The sequence below is a fragment of the Celeribacter arenosi genome, from assembly GCF_039539485.1.
Classification (GTDB): Bacteria; Pseudomonadota; Alphaproteobacteria; order Rhodobacterales; family Rhodobacteraceae; genus Celeribacter; species Celeribacter arenosi.
Map to the genome: position 1 here is coordinate 1,076,876 of NZ_BAABDF010000007.1, position 21,138 is coordinate 1,098,013.

Annotated in this window: 20 protein-coding genes and 1 tRNA gene; 12 read left to right on the forward strand and 9 right to left on the reverse strand. The window is 59.1% G+C overall.

All coding sequences use genetic code 11. The features are described 5' to 3' along the window. Positions 1 to 9: 9 nt before the first annotated feature. From ABD815_RS12845 to der, 3 genes are all read left to right on the forward strand, one after another. Positions 10 to 669 (forward strand): tetratricopeptide repeat protein, encoded by a 660-nt coding sequence (locus ABD815_RS12845; protein WP_344847652.1) that lies wholly within the window; start codon positions 10 to 12, stop codon positions 667 to 669. Positions 670 to 697: 28 nt separating this feature from the next. Further along, positions 698 to 2,029, forward strand: coding sequence for a PQQ-like beta-propeller repeat protein (locus tag ABD815_RS12850; protein WP_344847654.1), 1,332 nt, complete (start codon positions 698 to 700; stop codon positions 2,027 to 2,029). 66 nt (positions 2,030 to 2,095) lie between these two features. After that, complete coding sequence (gene der / locus ABD815_RS12855) at positions 2,096 to 3,583, forward strand: ribosome biogenesis GTPase Der (protein ID WP_344847656.1); 1,488 nt, start codon at positions 2,096 to 2,098, stop codon at positions 3,581 to 3,583. A 42-nt stretch (positions 3,584 to 3,625) separates the two neighbouring features. On the opposite strand, the gene xth is transcribed toward der, so the two are convergent. From xth to ABD815_RS12875, 4 genes are all read right to left on the reverse strand, one after another. Then, positions 3,626 to 4,456: an exodeoxyribonuclease III gene (xth, locus tag ABD815_RS12860; protein ID WP_344847658.1), complete on the reverse strand. Its 831-nt coding sequence runs from the start codon at positions 4,454 to 4,456 to the stop codon at positions 3,626 to 3,628. A gap of 61 nt (positions 4,457 to 4,517) precedes the next feature. Next, positions 4,518 to 5,717, reverse strand: a complete 1,200-nt coding sequence (locus ABD815_RS12865; protein ID WP_344847660.1) for a BaiN/RdsA family NAD(P)/FAD-dependent oxidoreductase — start codon at positions 5,715 to 5,717, stop codon at positions 4,518 to 4,520. A gap of 78 nt (positions 5,718 to 5,795) precedes the next feature. Continuing rightward, entirely contained in the window at positions 5,796 to 6,143 is a 348-nt protein-coding gene (locus tag ABD815_RS12870) for a hypothetical protein (protein ID WP_344847662.1), read from the reverse strand. Between the two features lie 328 nt (positions 6,144 to 6,471). Further along, the gene (locus ABD815_RS12875; RefSeq protein ID WP_344847663.1) at positions 6,472 to 6,804 is read right to left on the reverse strand and encodes a HesB/IscA family protein; all 333 of its coding nucleotides are present in this window, start codon (positions 6,802 to 6,804) and stop codon (positions 6,472 to 6,474) included. A 117-nt stretch (positions 6,805 to 6,921) separates the two neighbouring features. Here ABD815_RS12875 and ABD815_RS12880 point away from each other — a divergent pair, with 117 nt between their 5' ends. The 9 genes from ABD815_RS12880 (at position 6,922) to ABD815_RS12920 (ending at position 17,388) form a co-directional block, all read left to right on the forward strand. Then, positions 6,922 to 8,094 carry a deoxyguanosinetriphosphate triphosphohydrolase gene (locus tag ABD815_RS12880; RefSeq protein ID WP_344847665.1) on the forward strand — a complete coding sequence of 391 codons (1,173 nt, stop codon included), beginning with the start codon at positions 6,922 to 6,924 and terminating at the stop codon, positions 8,092 to 8,094. Positions 8,095 to 8,136: 42 nt separating this feature from the next. Next, positions 8,137 to 10,122: a cation:proton antiporter gene (locus ABD815_RS12885; RefSeq protein WP_344847667.1), complete on the forward strand. Its 1,986-nt coding sequence runs from the start codon at positions 8,137 to 8,139 to the stop codon at positions 10,120 to 10,122. Between the two features lie 63 nt (positions 10,123 to 10,185). Next, positions 10,186 to 11,925, forward strand: coding sequence for an arginine--tRNA ligase (gene argS / locus ABD815_RS12890; RefSeq protein ID WP_344847669.1), 1,740 nt, complete (start codon positions 10,186 to 10,188; stop codon positions 11,923 to 11,925). Between the two features lie 128 nt (positions 11,926 to 12,053). Next, a complete protein-coding gene (locus tag ABD815_RS12895) occupies positions 12,054 to 13,160 on the forward strand; it encodes an SPOR domain-containing protein (protein ID WP_344847671.1) in 1,107 nt (368 codons plus the stop codon). Positions 13,161 to 13,207: 47 nt separating this feature from the next. Beyond that, positions 13,208 to 14,149 (forward strand): glycoside hydrolase family 3 N-terminal domain-containing protein, encoded by a 942-nt coding sequence (locus ABD815_RS12900; RefSeq protein ID WP_344847673.1) that lies wholly within the window; start codon positions 13,208 to 13,210, stop codon positions 14,147 to 14,149. A 20-nt stretch (positions 14,150 to 14,169) separates the two neighbouring features. Continuing rightward, complete coding sequence (locus ABD815_RS12905; RefSeq protein ID WP_344847674.1) at positions 14,170 to 14,964, forward strand: segregation and condensation protein A; 795 nt, start codon at positions 14,170 to 14,172, stop codon at positions 14,962 to 14,964. Further along, positions 14,964 to 15,611 carry an SMC-Scp complex subunit ScpB gene (scpB, locus tag ABD815_RS12910; protein WP_344847676.1) on the forward strand — a complete coding sequence of 216 codons (648 nt, stop codon included), beginning with the start codon at positions 14,964 to 14,966 and terminating at the stop codon, positions 15,609 to 15,611. The genes ABD815_RS12905 and scpB overlap by 1 nt, the downstream gene beginning before the upstream one ends. Positions 15,612 to 15,645: 34 nt before the next feature. Further along, positions 15,646 to 15,855, forward strand: a complete 210-nt coding sequence (locus ABD815_RS12915) for a hypothetical protein (RefSeq protein ID WP_344847678.1) — start codon at positions 15,646 to 15,648, stop codon at positions 15,853 to 15,855. Between the two features lie 138 nt (positions 15,856 to 15,993). Beyond that, positions 15,994 to 17,388, forward strand: coding sequence for a GGDEF domain-containing protein (locus tag ABD815_RS12920; protein ID WP_344847680.1), 1,395 nt, complete (start codon positions 15,994 to 15,996; stop codon positions 17,386 to 17,388). 16 nt (positions 17,389 to 17,404) lie between these two features. Here the strand turns inward: ABD815_RS12920 and ABD815_RS12925 are convergent, their stop codons facing one another. The 5 genes from ABD815_RS12925 to ABD815_RS12945 form a co-directional block, all read right to left on the reverse strand. Then, positions 17,405 to 18,475: a 2'-deoxycytidine 5'-triphosphate deaminase gene (locus ABD815_RS12925; RefSeq protein ID WP_344847682.1), complete on the reverse strand. Its 1,071-nt coding sequence runs from the start codon at positions 18,473 to 18,475 to the stop codon at positions 17,405 to 17,407. Between the two features lie 96 nt (positions 18,476 to 18,571). After that, a tRNA-Pro gene (locus ABD815_RS12930) sits at positions 18,572 to 18,648 on the reverse strand. Positions 18,649 to 18,719: 71 nt separating this feature from the next. Then, a complete protein-coding gene (locus ABD815_RS12935) occupies positions 18,720 to 19,730 on the reverse strand; it encodes a MerR family transcriptional regulator (protein WP_344847683.1) in 1,011 nt (336 codons plus the stop codon). Between the two features lie 14 nt (positions 19,731 to 19,744). After that, entirely contained in the window at positions 19,745 to 20,044 is a 300-nt protein-coding gene (gene ihfA / locus ABD815_RS12940) for an integration host factor subunit alpha (protein ID WP_344847685.1), read from the reverse strand. A gap of 103 nt (positions 20,045 to 20,147) precedes the next feature. Next, on the reverse strand, positions 20,148 to 21,122 hold the full coding sequence (locus tag ABD815_RS12945) for a beta-ketoacyl-ACP synthase III (RefSeq protein WP_344847687.1): 975 nt from the start codon (positions 21,120 to 21,122) through the stop codon (positions 20,148 to 20,150). Positions 21,123 to 21,138 lie beyond the last annotated feature (16 nt).

A 21,138-nucleotide genomic window follows, 5' to 3' on the forward strand; every position in this document is an offset into this window, starting at 1 on the left:
GGGCCCGGCGTGAGCAATACTGATTCATTCATTGACGAAGTCACAGAAGAGGTCCGTCGCGACCGTCTATTTGCCATGATGCGGCGCTATGGCTGGATCGCCGTCGTTGGTGTTGTCGGTCTGGTCGGATTGGCTGCCTATAACGAATATTCCAAAGCCCAGAGCGAGGCCGCAGCGCAGGCCGCAGGTGACAGCATTCAGGCCGCTCTCGAAAGCAGCGAACCCGAAAGCCGTGCTGCGGCTCTCGCCGATGCACGTGCGACTATTGATTCCGACGCGCGCTATCTGGCGGACTTTATGCGGGCAGGCGAGTTGTTTGATGTGGGTGATATAGACGGCGCGATTGCGATTCTCACGCCGATGACGACGGATGCCATGCTTGATCCGGTCTACCGTGATCTGGCTTTGCTCAAATCAACGATGATCGGGGCGTCGACCATGGCGCCCGATGTGCGCATTGCAAAACTGGCCAGCATCGCCGCCGCAGGCGCGCCGTACCGGTTGCTCGCAGAAGAGCAAATTGCCGCCGCGCAAATCGAAATGGGTGAAACCGAGGCCGCGATCGGTGGATTGCGCGCTATCATCTCCGATGCGGAAGTATCCGATGGATTGCGCCGTCGCGCGCTGCAAATGATCGTGGCGCTTGGCGGCGATCCGGATGCCGGTTAAAAATGCAGGCAGTGTAGGGAGCGTGCAGATGAAGCTATTTTCCCCGCGATCTGCGTGCCTTGCCACGCTTTTGGTTGCTCTGTCGGCCTGTGGTGCGCCACGCGACATTCCGCTGACCGGTCAGCGCCTCGATCCGCGCGCGGGTCTGGCCAGCGCGCCCGCCGCGCAGGCGGTTGAAAACCAAAGCGTCGCGATCAACCTGGGCCAACAGGTGTCGCGCTCCGCATGGACGCATATCGGCGGCACCTATCTACACGATGCGGGCCACAATGCCTTTACATCGGGCACCCCTGCTTTGGCGTGGACGGCTCCCATAGGGCAGGGCGAAAACCGCCGCCGTCGCCTGACCGTCAATCCCGTTGCGGCCGCCGGATTGGTCTTCGCGATGGATGCGGGAACCCGTCTGAGTGCGGTGTCGGCGACCACAGGCCAACTGGCGTGGAGCGCAGATTTGACGCCGCCCGAGGAAAACGAAGGTGATGCCACGGGCGGAACCCTCGCGATTTCGGGCGATACTCTCTTTGCGACCACCGGCTTTGGTGAGCTTGTCGCGCTGGACCTCGGCACAGGTCGCGAACGTTGGCGTCAGCGGTTGGATGCCGCGGGCGCTGCTGGTTTGGCCGTTCGCGATGGTCTGGCCTATGTGGTTGGCGCCGATGCGCGCGTCTGGGCCATCGACACGGCAAATGGCCGCGTGAAATGGCAGATTTCGGGTCCGGCCACCTTGGCCTCGCGCACTGGTGCCGCATCGCCTGCAATCACGGATCAGTTTGCTCTGGTTCCGTTCGCGGCGGGTGATCTCTACGGATTGTTCCGCAAAGGGGGCGTCCAGCTGTGGCAGGCCACACTCGCCGGTCAACGCGCGGGCGCGGTCTATGCCAATACATCCGACATCACCGGCGATCCCGTGGTTTCGGGTGGCACCGTCTATATGGGCAACCAGTCCGGCCGTTTTGCTGCCTTTGATGCGCAGAGCGGTGTGCGCCTGTGGTCGGCCAAAGAAGGCGCCTATAGCCCGGCGGCTGTGGTCGGGGGCAGTGTATTTATCGTCACGGACCAAAACCAGCTGGTGCGTCTGCGCGCCTCCGATGGGGCGCGGGTGTGGGGTGTCCAGATGCCACTTTTCACAACCGATAAACCGCGCCGCCTCAAAGAGGTCTTTGCCCACTTCGGCCCCGTTGCGGCCGGGGGGCGGCTCTGGGTTGCGTCGTCCGACGGTGTTCTGCGCGGGTTCTCGCCCCAGAGCGGTGCCCTGATTTCGCAGGTATCTCTGCCAGCGCCGGCAGCATCGGATCCAATTGTGGTGGGCGGGGTGATGTATCTCCTGCTCTCCAATGGTGAAATAGCCGCGCTGCGGTGATCGGCCCTTGCGGGCTGGGTCCGTTCGGGTGTATCGCGGCGACTTCGCAAACGAAGGTTACGTGACATGAGTTTCACACTCGCCATTGTCGGACGCCCGAATGTCGGTAAGTCCACGCTTTTCAACCGCCTTGTGGGGCGGCGGCTTGCGTTGGTCGATGACCAGCCGGGTGTGACCCGCGATATCCGCGAAGGCGAAGCGCGCCTTGTCGATCTACGGTTCACCGTGATCGATACGGCAGGTCTGGAAGAGGCCACCGACGAGAGCCTTCAGGGCCGGATGCGGCGTCTGACCGAGCGGGCCGTGGATATGGCTGACGTTTGTCTATTCATGATTGATGCACGAGCCGGCGTTTTGCCCGCCGATCAGGTCTTTGCCGAGATCCTGCGCAAACGGGCCAAGCATGTCATCGTGGCGGCCAATAAATCCGAAGGCGCCGCTGGTCAGGCAGGCTACCTCGAAGCTTTCTCTCTGGGCCTTGGCGAACCTCTGCCGCTCTCTGCCGAGCACGGCGAAGGCATGCCGGAACTCTATTCCATCCTGAGGCCACTCGCCGAAGGGTTCGAAGAACGTGCCGCCGAGGAAGCCCCCGAGGTAGACATCGATCTGACCGAGGAAGAGGCCGAGGCCGGTGACGAAGCCGGTGCATCGCGCACATTCACGCTGACCAAACCGCTGCAGATCGCGGTGGTGGGGCGTCCCAATGCCGGTAAATCGACCCTGATCAACAAACTTCTGGGGGAAGACCGTCTTTTGACCGGTCCAGAAGCGGGCATTACCCGTGACGCGATTTCTGTAACTATGGATTGGGCCGGCGTGCCAGTGCGTGTGTTCGACACCGCCGGCATGCGCAAAAAGGCGAAGGTTCAGGAAAAGCTCGAAAAGCTCTCCGTTGCCGACGGTCTGCGCGCGGTTAAATTCGCCGAAGTGGTGGTCGTGCTCCTGGATGTGTCGATCCCCTTTGAGCAGCAGGATTTGCGTATCGCCGATCTTGCGGAGCGCGAAGGGCGCGCTGTCGTCATCGCGGTCAACAAATGGGACGTCGAAGACGATAAATCGAATAAAGCCCGTGAGTTGCGCGAGGAATTCGCGCGTTTGCTTCCCCAGTTGCGCGGCGCGCCATTGGTCACGGTATCGGCCAAAACCGGCAAGAACCTCGACAAGCTGCAGGAAGCAATCCTGCAGGCCCATCAGGTTTGGAACCGTCGTGTGCCGACCTCGCGCCTCAACTCGTGGCTCTCTGCGATGACGGAGGCGCATCCGCCCCCCGCACCGGGCGGTCGGCGCATCAAGTTGCGCTACATGACACAGGCAAAGACCCGGCCCCCGGGGTTTGTGGTCATGTGTAGCCATCCCGATGAATTGAATGCGTCCTATAAACGCTACCTTATCAATGGGTTGCGCGAGGATTTTGATATGCCGGGAACACCGATCCGGCTCTTTGTCCGCTCGCAATCGGATAAAAACCCGTTCAAGAACCGGACGAAATCCACGCCATCACGCCTACGCAAGCACATGGGCAAAGATCGCGCTGACGCCCCCAAGAAACGCTAATTCGCGGGGGCCGCGGCCATTTTCGTCGCGTTCAAAATCAGGTTAGATGTCCAGCGTGACCCAGATCGGCGTGTGGTCTGAGGGTTTGGTTTTTGCACGCGCAAAGACATCGATTTTGCAGTCGGTCAGGTAATCCGCGGCCTGCGGGGATAGCAGGAAGTGGTCGATCCGAATGCCGTCGTTTTTATCGAATGCGCCGCCTTGATAATCCCAATAAGTAAATGTTTCCGGCGTGTTATCGCGCGCTCTTAATGCATCGGTAAAGCCGAGGTTCACGAGGTTTCGCCACGCGCGGCGGCTTTCGTCGCGAAACAGGGCATCCTGCCGCCATGCATCGGGGCGTTTGGCGTCTTCGGCCTGTGGGATGAGGTTGAAATCGCCCGCCATAAGGAACGGAGTTTCTGCGGCGAACAGTTCCTCCGCACGCGCCTGCAAACGGGCAAACCATTTGAGCTTGAAGTCGTATTTCGATCCCGCGACAGGGGTTCCATCAGCGTTCAGGTCAACGGGGTTGCCATTGGGCAAATAGAGCCCGCAGACGCGCAGGGCATCGTGGTCGCCGACCACGGTAGCCTCGATGTAACGGGCCTCAATGTCATCGGCACCTTCACGTCCCATTCCTGCACCGCCGGGCAATCCGCGTGTGACATCCTCCAGCGGGAGTTTGGATAGAATGGCCACGCCGTTGAAGGACTTTTGCCCATGGGTTTCAACGATATAGCCGAGGTCTTCAAAGTGTTCGCGCGGGAAATTTTCGTCGATCGATTTGATTTCCTGCAATAAAACCACGTCAGGGTCGGCTTCTTTAAGCCAGTCAGTCAGAGCCTCGATGCGTGCTTTGATCCCGTTTATATTGAAACTGGCAATTTTCACGTCACGTCTCCCCTGTGGTCACCCTCTTTTTAGGGACGCGAGGGGCAAAGGGGAAGCTGGTTTAGCTGCGTTCGGCGATTGCCCGACCACATGCTGCGGCGGAGGCCCATGCCCATTGGAAATTGTATCCGCCCAGCCAGCCGGTCACATCCACGACCTCGCCGATGAAAAACAGCCCCGGGACCGTTTTGGCCTCCATCGTACGCGCATCGAGTGCGTCGGTGGACACACCGCCCAATGTGACCTCGGCGGTGCGATAGCCCTCTGATCCCGTCGGTTTTAAAGCGAATGCGTGCAGCGCATCGGCCAATGATTTAAGCGACTTGTCGGATTGATCGGCCAGATTGCCGGACAATTCGAGGCGCGATGCAATCACAGTGGCGAGTTTTGCGGGCAAGAGGGTTGCCAGCGCGGTGCCGATCTGACGGCGCCCGTTTTCGGCGCGCGCATTGCGCAGGTCTTCAAAAATATCCCTGTCCGGTGCCAAGTCGACGACAATCGTGTCGCCTTCCTTCCAATAGCTGGAAATCTGCAGGATCGACGGGCCTGACAACCCGCGATGTGTGAACAGCAGCGCTTCTTCGAATGTCGTGCCGTTTGCCGATATCCTCACGGGCAGCGCGGTTCCCGCCAGTGGGGCGATCCATTCGAGTTCATGGGGCGCGAATGTCAGGGGCACGAGGGCAGGGCGTGTGTCCTCGATTGGCAGGCCAAACTGTGCCGCAATGTCGTACCCCAGACCGGTTGCGCCCATTTTCGGGATCGATTTCCCACCGCAGGCCACGACGAGGTTTCGCGCGAAAACCTCCTGTCCCGAAAGTGTGAGACGAAAACCACCACCGTCGCGCGCAATCTTATCGACTGTTGTCGAAAGGCGGATCTCTGCGGCACCCGCCTCGGCGAGTAGCATGTTGACGATGGCCTGGGATTTGCCGTCACAAAACAGCTGCCCCAATGTCTTTTCGTGCCATGTGATCTGGTGCTCAGCGAGCAGGTCAATGAAGTCCCATTGGGTGTAACGGGCGAGGGCTGATTTGGCGAAATGGGGATTGCGGGACAGGAAATTGTCCGGCGCTGCGTAGAGGTTGGTAAAATTGCACCGCCCGCCGCCCGATATGCGCACCTTTTCGGCGGGGCGCTTTGCGTGATCGATGACCAGAACGCGCCCGCCTGAGGCGGTGGCGAACTTGGCGCAAAACAGACCTGCGGCACCGGCGCCAAGGATGATTGTGTCGTAGGTCTCCATGCCGCGATTGAGCATGATCCCGTCGTCAGGGCAATAAAAAAGGAGGGGCGTCGTGCCCCTCCTGTCGCGGTAGTGGTCTAAAAGACCGAAGAATTAGTCGTCAGCGGAGATGCTGAAAACGGTGCTTGGGGTGTTGGCGTCGTTCGGGACGAGAACGGCAACCACATCACCGATGTTACCGGACTGGAAATTGACCTTCACGTGGGGGTTAACGCCGGCGTGAACTTCGGCTTCGCCCAGAATGCTGCCAAGGCCGTCAGCATTGGATTCATAGACGATAATCTGACCGTCCGCAGTTGCGCGCACCAGGTCCAGTTCGATCTGGGTGCGGGTGTCCTGCGAGTAGTCTGCAAAGATGTGATCGGTTGCGGCAAAAGCGGGAGCAGCCAGAGCGCCTGCAACAGTTACGGCGAGGATGGATTTTGTCAGGGAGGAGGTCATTTTCAAAGTTCCTTACTTGCTGGTTTAAATTCTAAAATCGGTCCGTGTTGTCTGGGCCGGTGTTAGAGATTTGGGGGGCAGGTAGAAAATTGTAAGGGCTTCATAATTCACGAAAAACGGAGCAAAAATTGACTGTTTTGTGTGTGCATTGGTGTGGAGTTCACTGTGCATTTGGGGACCTAGCGATCGCATCGGTCCGTCCCCATTTCTGAGTGACTTGCGCAGTGGTGACCATGCGCCCTTCAGGGCCCGATTTTTGGGCAAATTTGGTGGGGTCACGGCAAAAAATCGCCCAAAGGCGATGCGTGCAGATCGGGTCGGGAAATGATTACATCGAGAAAGATGTGCCGCAGCCGCAGGACGCCGTCGCGTTGGGGTTCTCGATCACAAAGCGGGCGCCGATTAATTCTTCTGAAAAATCGATCACAGCGTTCTCGAGGAAGGGAAGAGATACGGGATCAACGACCACAATCTGCCCGTCTTTTTCAAGGCACAGATCATCCTCAGCGGGATCATCCAATGTGATGTCGTATTGAAACCCCGAACAGCCGCCACCATCCACCGCCACACGCAGCGCTTTTACCTCGCCGGTTGCCTCGATGATCTCGGCAAGCCGGTTGTAGGCGCGGTCAGTAACGGTGGGGGGAAGGGAAAAAGTCATTTTTCTCGCAAATCTGATGGGTTAGGCGGACAAACCGCGTGTCATCCATTTGTCGTCGGCGGTTAGGTTCAATATAAGGGCCCCGGATACACTCGACAAGGACAAGCGATACACGTGATGTTGAAGCCTTACGCAAGCCAGCCTTTCGAGACCCGTGGGCGCCTCTTTGACGAGAAACTATCGACCTTTCGCTCGCCATTTCAGCGCGACCGCGACCGGATCATCCATTCGAGCGCGTTTCGTCGCCTCAAACACAAGACCCAAGTCTTTGTCGAACATGAAGGCGACTACTATCGCACGCGGTTGACCCATTCGATAGAGGTCGCGCAGGTGGCGCGCACGATTGCGGGCGCGCTCGGCCTCAATGAGGGTTTGGCAGAGGCCATCGCACTGGCCCATGATCTCGGCCATTCGCCCTTTGGACACACCGGTGAAGATGCGCTTGAGGTGCTGATGGCCCCTTATGGCGGTTTTGATCACAACGCGCAGGCATTGCGGATCGTCACCAAGCTTGAAAAACACTACGCCGATTTTGACGGGCTGAACCTGACGTGGGAGAGCCTCGAAGGGATCGCCAAACACAACGGGCCGGTGACCGGACCCGATGCGGATCCCAAAAAGCACCCGCCGGGTGGGGAGCTGCCTTATGCCTTGGCCGAAGTGAACGCGAGTTTTGATCTCGAATTACACACCTTTGCCTCCGCCGAGGCGCAGGTCGCCGCCATCGCCGATGATGTCGCCTACAACCACCATGATCTGCATGATGGATTGCGCGCAGGGCTGTTCACCGCGGACGATTTGATGGAATTGCCGCTGACCGACCGTGCCTATGAGGAGGTCGATGCCCTCTATCCGAACCTGGAGGCATCGCGGCGCGACCACGAAGCATTGCGCCGCGTGTTCGGCTATATGGTGGAGGACGTCATCACCATCGCGACCAATAGGCTGGATAGCGCAAAGCCCGAGACAGCGCAGGACATCCGCGACATGGATCGCACCATCATCCGGTTCTCAAAGCCGTTCTTTCAGAACCTCAAAGCGATCAAGTCCTTCCTCTTCAAGCGCATGTATCGCGCGCCTCAGGTCGTCAAGGAACGGGCCCGCGTCACAGAGATGATCAATTCTCTCTTTCCGATGTATATGGAAAAACCCGAACTGCTGCCGCAGGAATGGGTGACCGAGATCGAAGCCGCGCATTCGGAAACGGAACTGGCGCGGATCGTTCTTGATTACGTTGCAGGGATGACAGATCGTTTCGCGATCCAGCAATACGATCATTTTTTCGGTTAAAGAACAAAAAGGCCACCTGAAGGGCCGGTAGAGGATACGATAATGGCGATTGAAACGTCGGTTGGAATGAGCCCGGTTGAGGCCTTTGCATTGGTTGGCGCGCTCGGGGTGGGGGCACAATGGGTTGCGTGGCGGTTCCATTTGCCCGCGATCGTGCTGATGCTTGCGGCGGGTCTGCTGGTCGGGCCGGTTTCGGGTATTCTCGATCCCGCGCGTGACATCGGGCCTCTGGTTCAGCCCCTGATATCCCTCGCCGTTGCCGTGATCCTGTTCGAGGGCGGATTGACGCTCGATTTGCACCGATTGGGGGATGCGCGCCAAGGCGTGAAGCGACTGGTCGTCATCGGAGCGCCTTTGGGTTGGTTTTTGTCGACCTCGGCCCTGCATTGGGGAGCAGGCTTAGGGTGGGAAGCCTCTGCGGTCTTCGGGGGCATCATGGTTGTCACCGGACCCACGGTGATCGCGCCGCTCCTGCGTCAGGCCAAACTGCAACGTCGCCCTGCGAGCCTGCTGCAATGGGAAGCGATTGTGAACGATCCCGTGGGCGCGCTGGCGGCTGTTCTGGCCTTTGAATTCGTGCTGGTGGGCCGCGCGGCTGAGAGTTTCGGCGCCGCAGTCGGGCAATTGTTGATCGGCGTTCTTGTGGCGGGTGTCATCGGCTTTGCCGCCGGGGCAGGGATCGCGGTCGCGTTTCGTCGTGCCTATGTGCCCGAATATATGAAGGTGCCAGTGCTCTTTGCGGTCCTTCTGGTCGCCTTTGCGGTGCCCGATCTGGTGCTGCATGAAAGCGGGCTTTTGGCCGTGACGGTGATGGGCCTCGTAATTGCGAACGCCGACTTGCCGTCCTTCGTCGAGCTGCGCCGTTTTAAGGAACACGCGACAATTCTTCTCGTGTCCGGGGTATTCATCCTGCTGGCCTCCTCTCTGGATTTTGCCTCGCTTGGCACGCTTAACTGGCGCGCGGGATTGTTCATCGTGCTGGTTGTCATGGTCGCGCGTCCTCTGACCGTTCTAATCTCTCTCATCGGCACGGATTTGCCAAAACGCGAACGGGCGCTCTTGGCGCTGACCGGACCACGTGGTGTGGTGCTCGTCGCGGTTGCGGGTCTGTTCGGTGAACGCCTGGCCGCCGCGGGTGTTGACGATGGCGCGGTGATCGGCCCGCTCGCCTTTGTACTGGTGCTGGCCACTGTTGTCCTGCACGGGTTCACTTTTGCCCCGCTGGCGCGCGCGCTCGGGTTGGCGACCACGGGTAATCCCGGTGTTCTGCTGGTCGGGGGATCGCGTTTCACCACCGCACTTGGCGCGGCGTTGAAGAAAGAGGATATTCCTGTTCTCGTCGCCGAACCCAACCACGCCCGCCTCGTGCGCCCGCGTTCGGAAGGTCTGCCGGTGTTTTACGGTGATGTTTTGGGCGAAGCGGCCGAGGCCAATCTGGAGGTTCTCACCTATCGCACCGTGATCGCGGCGACGGAAAACGACGCCTATAACACCTTGGTCGCAACCGATCTCGGTCCGGAATTCGGGCGTGAAAACGTCTGGCAAATTGCGCGGGCCAAGGCCGACGGGGTGCGTCATGCCCTGCCAAGCCAGCTCGGTGGACGTGCCTTCGGCGGGAGCCTGTCGTTTGAAGACATCGAGAAGCGGTTCATTGACGGCTGGCGCATCCGCGTGACCCGATTGACCGAAGAGTTCACCTTTGATGACTGGCGCAAAAAACGCCCCGACGCCGTTTTGCTCGGTCGCATAACCGATAGTGGCGGGTTCGAGCGGTTCACACGGGGCGACGGCGAGCTTTTGTTCCCGACGCGCGCCGATGCAGAGATCGACAAAATGCCCGAAGAACGTCGTGCCACCGCGCGCGAAGAACTCAGCCAGCGGCGCACAGAAGCGCGCAAGGAAGCGGCCCGCGCACGACTGGGCAAAGGCATGCGCCTCATTTCCATCGTTGCACCTGACAAGAAAGAAGAAGCGGTCGGCAGTTCCGCCGAACTGGAGCCCAAACCTCATGGTGAGCTTCCCAGCTAAGGGCGGGCGTTGACGCGGGCGCTAACCGTGGTAAACCCGCCCGCGACAGCAGGAGAACCGTCCATGAACCTTTTTGCCGATATCCGTGTGCTTGTGATCGATGCGCTCGACACTCTGGTCACAGAAGGGGTACTGCCTTCGGGGCTAGATTTTGCCAACGTAGCGGTTGAGCCGCCACGTGACCCGCTTCATGGCGATATGGCCACCAATGCGGCGATGGTTCTGGCGAAACCGGCGGGCGCGAACCCGCGCGAGATCGCGACGAAACTCTCCGAAAAACTGGCCGCCGACATGCGCGTGGAAAGCGTCGATGTCGCAGGCCCGGGTTTTATCAACCTGCGCCTGTCCGATGCCGTTTGGTCCAATGCCATCGACACGATCCTGCAACAAGACACAGGCTACGGTCGCTCGCGCATGGGGCAGGGGCGTAAAGTCAACGTCGAGTTCGTTTCCACCAACCCGACCGGTCCCATCCACGTCGGTCACACCCGTGGTGCGGTATTCGGGGACGCGCTGGCGTCGCTGCTGCAATACGCCGGTTACGATGTGACGCGCGAATACTACATCAACGACGGTGGCGCGCAGGTCGATGTGTTGGCCCGCTCTGCCTTTGAACGCTACCGCGAAGCCTGCGGGTTCAACCCCGAGATTGCCGAGGGCATGTACCCCGGTGACTATCTGCGCGCGGTTGGCGAGGCGATGAAGGCGAAATACGGCGAAAGCCTTCTGAGTACGCCCGAAGATCAATGGATTGACGAGGTGCGCACATTTGCCACCGACCAGATGATGGATATGATCCGCAGCGATCTCGAAACGCTTGGCGTGTCGATGGACAATTTCTTCTCCGAAAAGTCCCTCTACGGCACCAACCGGATCGAAAGCGCGATTGCCGAGCTGGATGAAAAGGGGCTGATCTACGAAGGTGTTCTGGAGCCACCCAAAGGCAAAATGCCCGAGGATTGGGAACCCCGCGAGCAGACATTGTTCAGATCAACCGATCTCGGCGATGATGTGGATCGTCCGGTGAAGAAATCCGACGGGTCGTGGACCTATTTCGCGCCCGATATCGCCTATCACTACGATAAGGTGCAGCGCGGGTTCGACGAAATCATCGATATCTTCGGTGCCGATCACGGTGGCTATGTCAAACGGATCAAGGCAGCGGTTTCCGCGCTCTCCGATGGCAAAGTGGCCTGTGACGTGAAGCTCGTCCAGCTTGTGAAGCTCTACAAGAACGGCGAGCCGTTCAAGATGTCCAAACGCGCCGGTACCTTTGTTACGCTGCGCGACGTTGTTGATCAGGTTGGCGCGGATGTGACGCGTTTTGTCATGCTCACCCGCAAAAACGACGCGCCGCTGGATTTTGATTTCGACAAGGTGTTGGAGCAATCAAAAGACAACCCTGTCTTCTACGTTCAATACGCCCACGCCCGTGTGCGGTCTGTGCTGCGCAAGGGCGGGTGGGGCGATATGTCGGCCGCCGAGCTTTCGGGGCACCTCGATAATGCCAATCTGGTTGATACGGCCGAACTCGCCGTGGCGCGTAAACTCGCGGACTGGCCACGTCAGGTCGAGATCGCCGCGAAGAACCACGAACCGCACCGGATTGCGTTTTACCTTTACGAACTCGCGTCCGATTTCCACAGTCTGTGGAACAAAGGCAACGAAGACACGTCGCTGCGATTCCTGGACGAACACGATCAACCCAAGGCGTCGAAAATACCGCTCGCGCTTGCCGTTTCCGTTGTGATTTCTGCCGGTCTTGGTATGCTCGGCATAACGCCTGCGGAAGAGATGCGCTGATAATCGCACCGCCGCCGGCGCTTGGGCGCGGGCGGCATTTCATTTTCGTCTCCCGAGCCTGAGATCGAGCAGGTAACCCATTGTACCAAAAGGTTATTATGGGACGGAAGAACGAGGCGAAAATTGACATGACCCATAGCTATGATCCCCGAAAGGGTATGGAGCCGCGCATGGCGGCGCCGTCTTCGATGCCGCGTACGGCCTATGCAACGCACCCTGAAGCAGGCCAGATTTCTGATCAGCCCACCGCGCGCGGAGCGGTCCGCAACGCCCAGACTGTGCGTTTCGAGCCACATCCAACACACGGCGGAAACGGCTATGGCAGCGGCTCTGCAGCCCATGTTTATGGCGGCGCGGAAACCGGCGGAGATGACAATCGCCCCCGTCTGGGGGCCACCCAATGGGGCGGGGCGTTGGTGTCATTGGCGCTCGTCGTCGGATTGGGTGTCTGGGGCTACAAATTGATGGTGCGCGATGTATCCGGTGTGCCGGTGATCCGTGCCTTGGCGGGCGAGGCACGCCTCGTTCCCGAAGATCCGGGCGGGCAATTGGCCATGCATCAGGGTCTCGCCGTCAATTCGGTGACAGCCGATGGTTCTGCCTCACCACCCGCCGATCGTCTGATCCTCGCCCCGCATTCCGCGGCGCTGAGCGATGAAGATAAAGCCTTGTCGGAAATCGAACCGGTTCTGAGCGCCGTCGAGGCTTCTGACACCGTAAACGAAAGCGATGTAGACGCATCCCTTTTGGTGGAGGCCTCCGTTGACGCCGAAGGGATCGCCCTGGAAGATTTCACCCCTGTGTCTGCCGACATTCCTCTCACAACCGCAAGTTTCGGCGTGGTCAATTCGCCCCGCCCACTTCCCCGACCTGCAAAACGGGTCATGGCCCCCACGAACGGTGTGCCATCTCTCGACGGCGTTGCCGGCGATGTCATGGCTGCACTGACCGGCACGGCGGAACTCTCGGGCGCGGATTTGGAGGCCGGTGCACGCCTCGTCCAATTTGGCGCGTTTCAGGATGTCGAAGTTGCCCGCTCGGAATGGGAAAAGCTCGCGGGCCGGTTCTCTGACTTCATGGACGGAAAAACCCGCGTCATCGAAGAGGCGACCAGCGGCGGCAAGACATTCTATCGCCTGCGCGCCTCCGGCTTTGCCGATGCGGCGGACGCAGATCGTTTCTGTGCTGCGCTGACGTCGATGAACGCGCCTTGTGTGCCCACGGTTCACCGGTAACCGACATGGGGCAGGGCGCGTATATTTTCGGCTGTTTGGGTCCCGTTTTGACCTCTAAGGAGGCGGCGTTTTTTCGGGATGCGGACCCATGGGGGTTCATTCTCTTTGCGCGCAACATTCAATCCGCGCCGCAGATCATCCGGCTGTGCGCTGATCTGCGCGAAGCGGTGGGGTGGCACGCGCCGATTCTCATTGATCAGGAGGGCGGGCGTGTCCAGCGGCTCCGCGGTCCACAATGGCAGGAACACCAACCGCCGCTGGACATGGTCACTGCGACGTCAGACCCCGAGCGCGCGATGTGGCTGCGCGGTGCCTTGATTGGTGCGGAGCTTTCCGAGTTGGGAATTGACGTGAACTGTGCGCCGCTTCTCGACGTGGCCCAGCCCGACACCCATCCTTTTCTCTACAACCGTTGCTATGGCACGGACCCGGAAAAGGTCGCGGTGCTTGGGCGGGCCCATGTCGACGGGATGGCCGCCGCGGGCGTGGCGCCGGTGATGAAACACCTGCCCGGGCATGGTCGCGGCACGAGCGACAGCCACCTCGAATTGCCCCGCGTTAGCGCGAGCCGCGCCGAATTGGACGACGATTTTGCCCCGTTCCGCGCGCTGAGCGACCTATCCATGGCCATGACGGCGCATATCGTCATGGAGGCGATCGACCCGCAGGCCTGCGCCACCCATAGCCCCGCCGTCATTGCCGTCATTCGCGAGGATATCGGGTTTGATGGGCTTCTGATGAGCGACGATGTTTCCATGGAGGCTCTCGATGGCACGATCCTGTCGCGGGCCGAAAAATCGATCGCTGCAGGGTGTGATTTGGTTCTCCATTGTAACGGGGACCTGGGCGAAATGGCCGCGATCGCGAAGATCGGTAAAATGACCGGCCCCGCGCATGAGCGTTCCGATCGCGCCGCCACCGCGCGCCCCAAACCACAGGGCATTGACATCCCCGCGCTCGCCGCTGAATTTGACAGGCTAACGCGGTAGAAAAAGCAGGCGCAGGGCCCATGTCCGGTGAGGACCAGTTTGACAGCGATGTTCTGACGCTAAGCGTTGAAGAACGCCTCGAAGCGGAAGCTTTGGTCGTCGATGTTGATGGCTTCGAAGGGCCGTTGGATCTCTTGCTGACATTGTCGCGCAGCCAAAAGGTCGATTTGCTGAAAATCTCGGTCCTGCAACTCGCGCAGCAATATCTATTGTTCGTCGAAAAGGCCAAAGAACTTCGTCTCGAACTGGCTGCAGACTATCTGGTGATGGCGGCGTGGTTGGCGTTTTTGAAATCACGCCTGCTTTTGCCACCCGATCCCGCAGATGAGGGACCATCGGGTGCCGAACTGGCCGCCCATTTGGCGTTCCAGTTGCAGCGCCTCGAAGCGATGCGCGAAGCGGCGGCCAAACTCATGGCGCGTGATCAAAAGGGCCGCGATTTCTTTGTACGCGGCATTCCCGAAGAGGTCGAGCGTCTGCGCCACGTGACTTATACCGCCACCCTCATGGACCTGATGCAGGGCTACGCGCGGGTGCGCACAAAGGATGAATTCCGCCCCTTCGTGATGGACCGCGAAAGTGTCTACACGCTCGAACAGGCGCTCGACCGGATGCGGGGATTAATCGGTTATGCCGGTGATTGGACCGATCTGTCGTCCTATCTGCCCGAGGGCTGGGAGTTAGAGCCGAAACGACGACGCTCGGCCACGGCGGCGACATTTGCCGCGTCACTCGAATTGGCGAAACAGGGTAAAATCGAAATCCGGCAGGGCGGCATGTTTGCCCCGATCGAGATCAAATCGCGAGGTCACTAATGCAGGACGATGCAGAGGCAATAGACGCCAAGGAAAGCCTGTTCGAGGCACCCCCATTGGCCGAACAGGAACGAATGGTCGAAGCCGTCCTTTTCGCATCCGCCGAACCGGTCAGCATCAGCGAACTCAACGCACGCATGCCCCATGGGTGTGATGCAAAGGTGGCCATTGAACAACTGACCAAACGCTATGAAGGGCGCGGTGTCCGCGTGGTGCGCAATGGTGACGCCTATGCGCTGCGCACCGCACCTGACCTTGGATATCTGATGCAAAAGGAGACGGTGGAGACGCGCAAACTGTCGCGCGCCGCCATCGAAACCCTTGCGATTATCGCCTATCATCAGCCCTGCACACGGGCCGAAATTGAAGAAATCCGTGGCGTCTCGGTGTCGCGCGGGACGTTGGATCAGCTCATCGAACTGGAGTGGATCCGTTTCGGGCGCCGTCGCATGTCGCCCGGTCGCCCCGTTACCTATGTGGTAACGCCCGCGTTCCTCGATCACTTCGGACTAGAGAGCGCGCGAGATCTGCCAGGTGTGAAAGAACTGCGCGCCGCAGGATTGTTGGAGAGCCGACCTTTGCCCGGACTCGGCGATGAGGGCGAAGAAGACGAAGATCAGGACGACCTCTTCGAGGATGACGCGTGATCTGGAAAACGTCTGACGGGAAGGGACCATAGACATGAATTTAGATAGAATTATCAACATGGTAATCCGCAGGATCACCAATCGACTCGTCAACAAGGGGATCGATGCGGGGGTGAAAGTTGCCTCGCGCAAGGGCGGTGCAAAAACCGGTGCGGCCTCTCAAAACGCGCCGCAGATGGACGCCGACGCCGTGAAAAATGCCAAGCGTGCAGCGAAAATGGCCCGACGCATGGGCCGAAAATAACACGCAGGGACAATCCGGTTCACACGGCCGCATCGTTTTTTTGCGGGTCGATTAATGGGTTCTTCAAGCATCCGTCGTAGAAGTTGGAACAGGGCAGGATGTCCGGTTTACCAACTAGAACGGATGCGATTTCCCAGTATGAGTGTTCCAAGACCTGCCACGACCCATGGTACCCGCTGGCAAATCGCGCCGGTTCGTTTTGCAATCCGCGCCCATTGGGCCATTGCGCGATTGGGCGTTCTGTTTGCCGCCATTATCGGCATTTTTGTGCTTCGCGAACTCAACGATCTGTCCGTTGTAAAATGGGCGAACGGCACCCATCCTCTTACGGCTCTTTTGGTGATCATGTTGTCAGTCGCCATCCTCGGCGGCGGCGTGTTCAATCGGGAAACCCCTCTGCGGCGGGCGCTCTTTCTGAGTTGCTTCGTGATTTCGTGCGGTCATCTCTATGAAAGTAATGTGCTGGGCACGCGATGGATCATGGAGACGGTGGAAAAGGTAACCGGCGGCGTCAATCCGGACATTTTCACTGGAAGCAACACAGCCATCGTGATTGCAGCCCTGTCTTTGGGCGCGCTATTGCGGCGTCGGTTCGAACGCATCGCCTTGATTATCGTGCTCGCGGGATTGATCCCGATTACCTATGCATTTCTGAGCTACACGTTGGGCCAAAGCGGCGGATATGGCGCAATGTCTCCGATGTCGCTGATGGCATTGACGTTATTGGCGGCTGCCAAGGTTCTGTCATTCTCGCGGACTGCCTATTTGAGACCGATCCTGACCAATACGGTTTGGGCGCGCTTTGCGCGCGGTCAGATCGCCGCGATGATCCTCGGGGTTTGGGTCATCGGGCTTCTCGGAACTGAAATCATCAGTGAGGGACAAAGTGAATGGACGCTTTCCGCCGTCATCTCGTTTTTTATTGTAACCATTCTGGTCTCGGGACCCCGTATCGCGCGCGTGGAGCGTGATAATCGCATGATGGCTCGTGAACTGGCACGAAAGGTCGTGTTGGATCCGATGACGGGGCTGTTGAACCGAAGAGGTGCGATTGACTATCTCAATGACGTCAGCGCGCCTGACAAGGCCGACGTGGCTTTGGATCCGGCGCGAAAAGTCGGTGTGATCCTTGCAGACATCGACCATTTCAAACGGGTCAATGACACCAGTGGCCATCAGGTTGGCGATGAGGTCATCATTGATGTGGCCCGCAGGATGAAAGAATGCCTTCGCGCCTCTGATGTGTTGGTTCGGTGGGGGGGCGAGGAATTCCTGATCCTTCTCGCGGATTGCGATCTGACGGGGACACTCGATACCGCTGAATCGTTGCGCTCCGCAGTTGCGCAACACGTTTCGTGGCACGATCCCGCATGCGGAAATGTGCACGTGACCCTGTCCATGGGCGTGGCGGTGTACAATGTCGCGGCGGTTCCCTCGGTGGACATGGTGATCCGTGAAGCAGACGCCGCGCTCTATATGGCCAAATTCAGCGGTCGAAACCGTGTTCAGTCGCCAATCTTGCGGCTAAACTGACGAACCCATCCCGCACTCACGTCCGGAAATGTTTGGCGAGCTTGAGGCCCTGACCCTGATAGTTGGAGGCCAGATCTGCACCGTACAGGCGATCCGGGGCGCTCTCCATTTTCTCATAAACCAATCGCCCGACAACTTGCCCGTGTTCCAGAACAAAGGGCGCTTCATGGCAGCGGACTTCCAAAACACCGCGTGACCCCGTTCCGCCCGCGGTCGCATGCCCGAACCCGGGATCAAAGAAGCCCGCATAGTGCACGCGAAACTCACCAACCATGGCCAGATAGGGCGCCATTTCGGCGGCATAATTCGGGGGGATATGGACAGCTTCGCGACTGACAAGAATGTAGAATGCGCCGGGATCGAGGATGATGCGACCATCGCGCGTATGAATAGGCTCCCAGTATTCATCCGGCGCATAATGGCCGATCCGGTCGAGGTCGATCACGCCGGTATGTGGTTTGGCGCGATACCCGACGAGGTCCCCCTCTGCCGGTTTCAGGTCGACCGAGAATCCCAAACCCTGATCAATAACCGCGTCGCCATCGACCAGAGGCGTGGCTTCATGCAGAGCAAGTAGTTCCTCATCCGAGAGGACCGCATGCCCGCTGCGGAACCGGATCTGGTTCAGCCGCATTCCGGGACGCACGAGGACAGAGAAAGAGCGCGGACAAATCTCTGCGAACAGGGGACCCTTGTAGCCTGCGGGGATACGGTCGAATTCGGTGCCACCATCGGTGATCAAGCGGGTCAAAAGATCGAGCCGCCCTGTAGAGCTCTTTGCATTGGCCACGGCCTGAACATCGTCAGGTAGATCCAATGTCTCCATCAGGGGCACAACATAGACACAACCCTTTTCGAGAACCGCGCCATCGGTAAGATCGATTTGATGCATCTCGAATTCGCGCAAACGTTCGCTGACCGTTTGATTTTCACCTGTGAGGAATGAGGCGCGAACCCGCCAAGCACGGTTTGCGAGACGCAGGTCGAGTGAGGCAGGTTGAACCTGCGCATCCGTAATCTCGGGGGATGCCGACAAGGCGCCGCTAGCGATCATCTCGCGGATTTTATGGTCGGCTAGTACACCCATTTCTGTCCCCAATCGCAGCTCGCAAGGTCTTTGGGAATGTCTAACGCAAAACCGCCCGTCGCGGAAGTCGCGAACGGGCGGTATTACGGGGTGTTTTGGTCGGGCTAGCAGGACTCGAACCTGCGACCTTCCGTCCCCCAGACGGACGCGCTACCAGGCTGCGCTATAGCCCGACGTGGTGCCCTTTCATACGGATTTTCGGGAGCGGGGCAAGGAGAAAACACGCAAGGCGCGCGAGTTAATTCTACCCGTTAAGGCGTGCGTGCAATGCCTCTGCACGCGCGACCAACGCGGACAGTTCGGACGCAGGAATTCGCGCGTAATCCGTCGCCGAATAGCGCCCCAGAACCCCGATTGCGGTAAAATCTGCATCGCGGTCTTCGGGATCTGCGGGCACATCAACGGCATTCACCGATGGCGTCGTCGGTTCATTATGCGTCGCCTCTGCTTCGGTTAGACCAAATGTGTCTTCTGGATAGGTCTGCTGTGAGGAGGCGAAGACATTGGAAACATCACCGAGTTCTTCAACGCCTTCTTCATCAGCCCCAGAGACATCTTCAACCACGGGCGAAGCATCAACTTCACCAAATGTTTCCGGCTCGGGCGGCGTTTCAACGGCGTCGAAATTAAAGCTCTCGGTCACAGGGGGCGGGCCGGCCGTCTCTTCGATATTGTGCGGTTCTTCAATAGAGTCTGCGGGTGCTGTCGGCTGCGCGTCCGGTGTCTCCTCGACAGATGCTTCAAGCGCCTGCGTGTCCATCAGTGGCGGCGTGACGATGTCTTCGGGCGTTTCGACGGGAGTCGGCGGCACTGCCTCTGTGCGAATTGGCGGCGTGCTTTGGGAAATCGGCGCGAAAGGCACCACGCGCGGTTCGTCATCAACAGGATCGGGCAGGGACGGCACATCCTCGGCCATTGGCGCGGACGGGATCGCGACGTCAATGGAATCGATGGCAGGAGATTCAATCGGCGCGACGCCATCAATTTCCGGCGACAGGGAGGCGACATGTTTCACGCCTTGCTCGCGCAGCAGTTTTTGTACGCCGCGAATGGTCATGCCGTCGTCGTGGAGGAGTTTTTTGATACCACCCAAAAGGGCCATGTCGCTGGGGCGGTAATAGCGGCGCCCACCGGCCCGTTTCACGGGTTTTACCTGTGAAAACCGGCTTTCCCAGAACCGCAAAACATGCGCGGGGGTTTCCAACCAATCAGCAACCTCGCTGATTGTGCGGAAGGCGTCGGGCGACTTCTCCATTACAAATCAGTCCCTTACGATTTGTTTCCGGCCGCAACGCGGTCTTTCATCAAATGCGAAGGGCGGAAGGTAAGAACACGACGTGCGGGGATTGGCGCTTCGTCACCGGTTTTCGGATTGCGACCGACACGGGCGGATTTGGAGCGCACCGAGAAGGTTCCAAATGAGGAAATCTTGACTGTTTCGCCCTCGATCAGCGCATCTGAAATATGGTCCAGAACGCTCTCGACGAGTTGAGCAGATTCGTTGCGGCTAAGTCCGACTTCGCGAAAAACAGCTTCGCTGAGGTCCATACGCGTCAATGTCTTGCTCATTTTACTCCCCTACCTTTGTTCGCTCAGAGAGTGTCAGACGTCCAAGCATCCGTCAATATCAATGACTTGGCGGACGTTGTATCGGCATACTCTGGCGCGACTTTTACCAGCGCAGAACGACCGCGCCCCATGCAAGTCCGCCACCAATCGCCTCGGCGACGATAACATCGCCTCTTTTGATCTGGCCGCGATCTCGCCCGACCGACATGGCCAGAGGGATCGATGCAGCAGAGGTATTGCCGTGGTCCTGGACCGTCACAACTACCTTGTCCATCGAGTGCCCGAGCTTTTTGGCAGTGCCTTCGATGATGCGGATGTTGGCCTGATGGGGCACAATCCAATCCACATCCGCTGGCACCATGCCGGCGCGTTCAATGGCCAGTTCGGCAGTCGAGGCCAGTTTTTGCACGGCCTGTCGGAAGAGTGGATTGCCCTGCATCCGCAGTTTGCCAGCGGTGCCCGTGGTCGACACACCACCATCGACATAGAGCATGTCGCGATAATTGCCGTCCGAATTTAGGTCAACGGCGAGAATGCCACGGTCGGATGACGTGCCTTGGCCTTCTTGTGCCTCGACGACAACCGCGCCAGCGCCATCGCCAAAAAGGACGCAGGTTGAACGGTCCGTCCAGTCGAGGATCCGGCTGAAAGTTTCGGCGCCGATGACCAGAATGCGCTTTGCCTGACCGGAAACGATCTGTGCATTGGCATTGGAGAGCGCATAGATGAACCCGGCACACACGGCCTGCACGTCAAAGCCGAAGCCGCGCACCATGCCCAATTCTTTTTGGATCATCGTGGCGACAGACGGGAAGGTGAGATCGGGCGTGGAGGTGGCGACAATCACCGCGTCGATGTCGTCGGCCGCACACCCCGCATCGGACAGCGCGGCCTTTGCCGCGGCAGTACCCATCGTGGAGGTGGTTTCGCCTTCGGCGGCGAAATGGCGACGCTCGATACCGGAACGGGTGCGAATCCATTCGTCCGTCGTGTCGAGGGTTTTCTCGAACTCAGCGTTTTCGACGACCCGTTCGGGGAGATAGTGTCCCACACCGGTGATGACTGCCCGAACGGCCATGGTAGTCCAGTCTTTG

Coding starts and splice junctions, on each gene's coding strand:
- ABD815_RS12945 (WP_344847687.1), bottom strand. CDS start 21,122: ATGGCCGTTCGGGCAGTCATCACCGGTGTGGGACACTATCTCCCCGAA.
- ABD815_RS12935 (WP_344847683.1), bottom strand. CDS start 19,730: ATGGAGAAGTCGCCCGACGCCTTCCGCACAATCAGCGAGGTTGCTGAT.
- ABD815_RS12880 (WP_344847665.1), top strand. CDS start 6,922: ATGTTGAAGCCTTACGCAAGCCAGCCTTTCGAGACCCGTGGGCGCCTC.
- ABD815_RS12915 (WP_344847678.1), top strand. CDS start 15,646: ATGAATTTAGATAGAATTATCAACATGGTAATCCGCAGGATCACCAAT.
- ABD815_RS12875 (WP_344847663.1), bottom strand. CDS start 6,804: ATGACTTTTTCCCTTCCCCCCACCGTTACTGACCGCGCCTACAACCGG.
- ABD815_RS12885 (WP_344847667.1), top strand. CDS start 8,137: ATGGCGATTGAAACGTCGGTTGGAATGAGCCCGGTTGAGGCCTTTGCA.
- der (WP_344847656.1), top strand. CDS start 2,096: ATGAGTTTCACACTCGCCATTGTCGGACGCCCGAATGTCGGTAAGTCC.
- ABD815_RS12895 (WP_344847671.1), top strand. CDS start 12,054: ATGACCCATAGCTATGATCCCCGAAAGGGTATGGAGCCGCGCATGGCG.
- ABD815_RS12920 (WP_344847680.1), top strand. CDS start 15,994: ATGAGTGTTCCAAGACCTGCCACGACCCATGGTACCCGCTGGCAAATC.
- scpB (WP_344847676.1), top strand. CDS start 14,964: ATGCAGGACGATGCAGAGGCAATAGACGCCAAGGAAAGCCTGTTCGAG.
- ABD815_RS12925 (WP_344847682.1), bottom strand. CDS start 18,475: ATGGGTGTACTAGCCGACCATAAAATCCGCGAGATGATCGCTAGCGGC.
- ABD815_RS12865 (WP_344847660.1), bottom strand. CDS start 5,717: ATGCTCAATCGCGGCATGGAGACCTACGACACAATCATCCTTGGCGCC.
- ABD815_RS12870 (WP_344847662.1), bottom strand. CDS start 6,143: ATGACCTCCTCCCTGACAAAATCCATCCTCGCCGTAACTGTTGCAGGC.
- ihfA (WP_344847685.1), bottom strand. CDS start 20,044: ATGAGCAAGACATTGACGCGTATGGACCTCAGCGAAGCTGTTTTTCGC.
- ABD815_RS12905 (WP_344847674.1), top strand. CDS start 14,170: ATGTCCGGTGAGGACCAGTTTGACAGCGATGTTCTGACGCTAAGCGTT.
- argS (WP_344847669.1), top strand. CDS start 10,186: ATGAACCTTTTTGCCGATATCCGTGTGCTTGTGATCGATGCGCTCGAC.
- ABD815_RS12850 (WP_344847654.1), top strand. CDS start 698: ATGAAGCTATTTTCCCCGCGATCTGCGTGCCTTGCCACGCTTTTGGTT.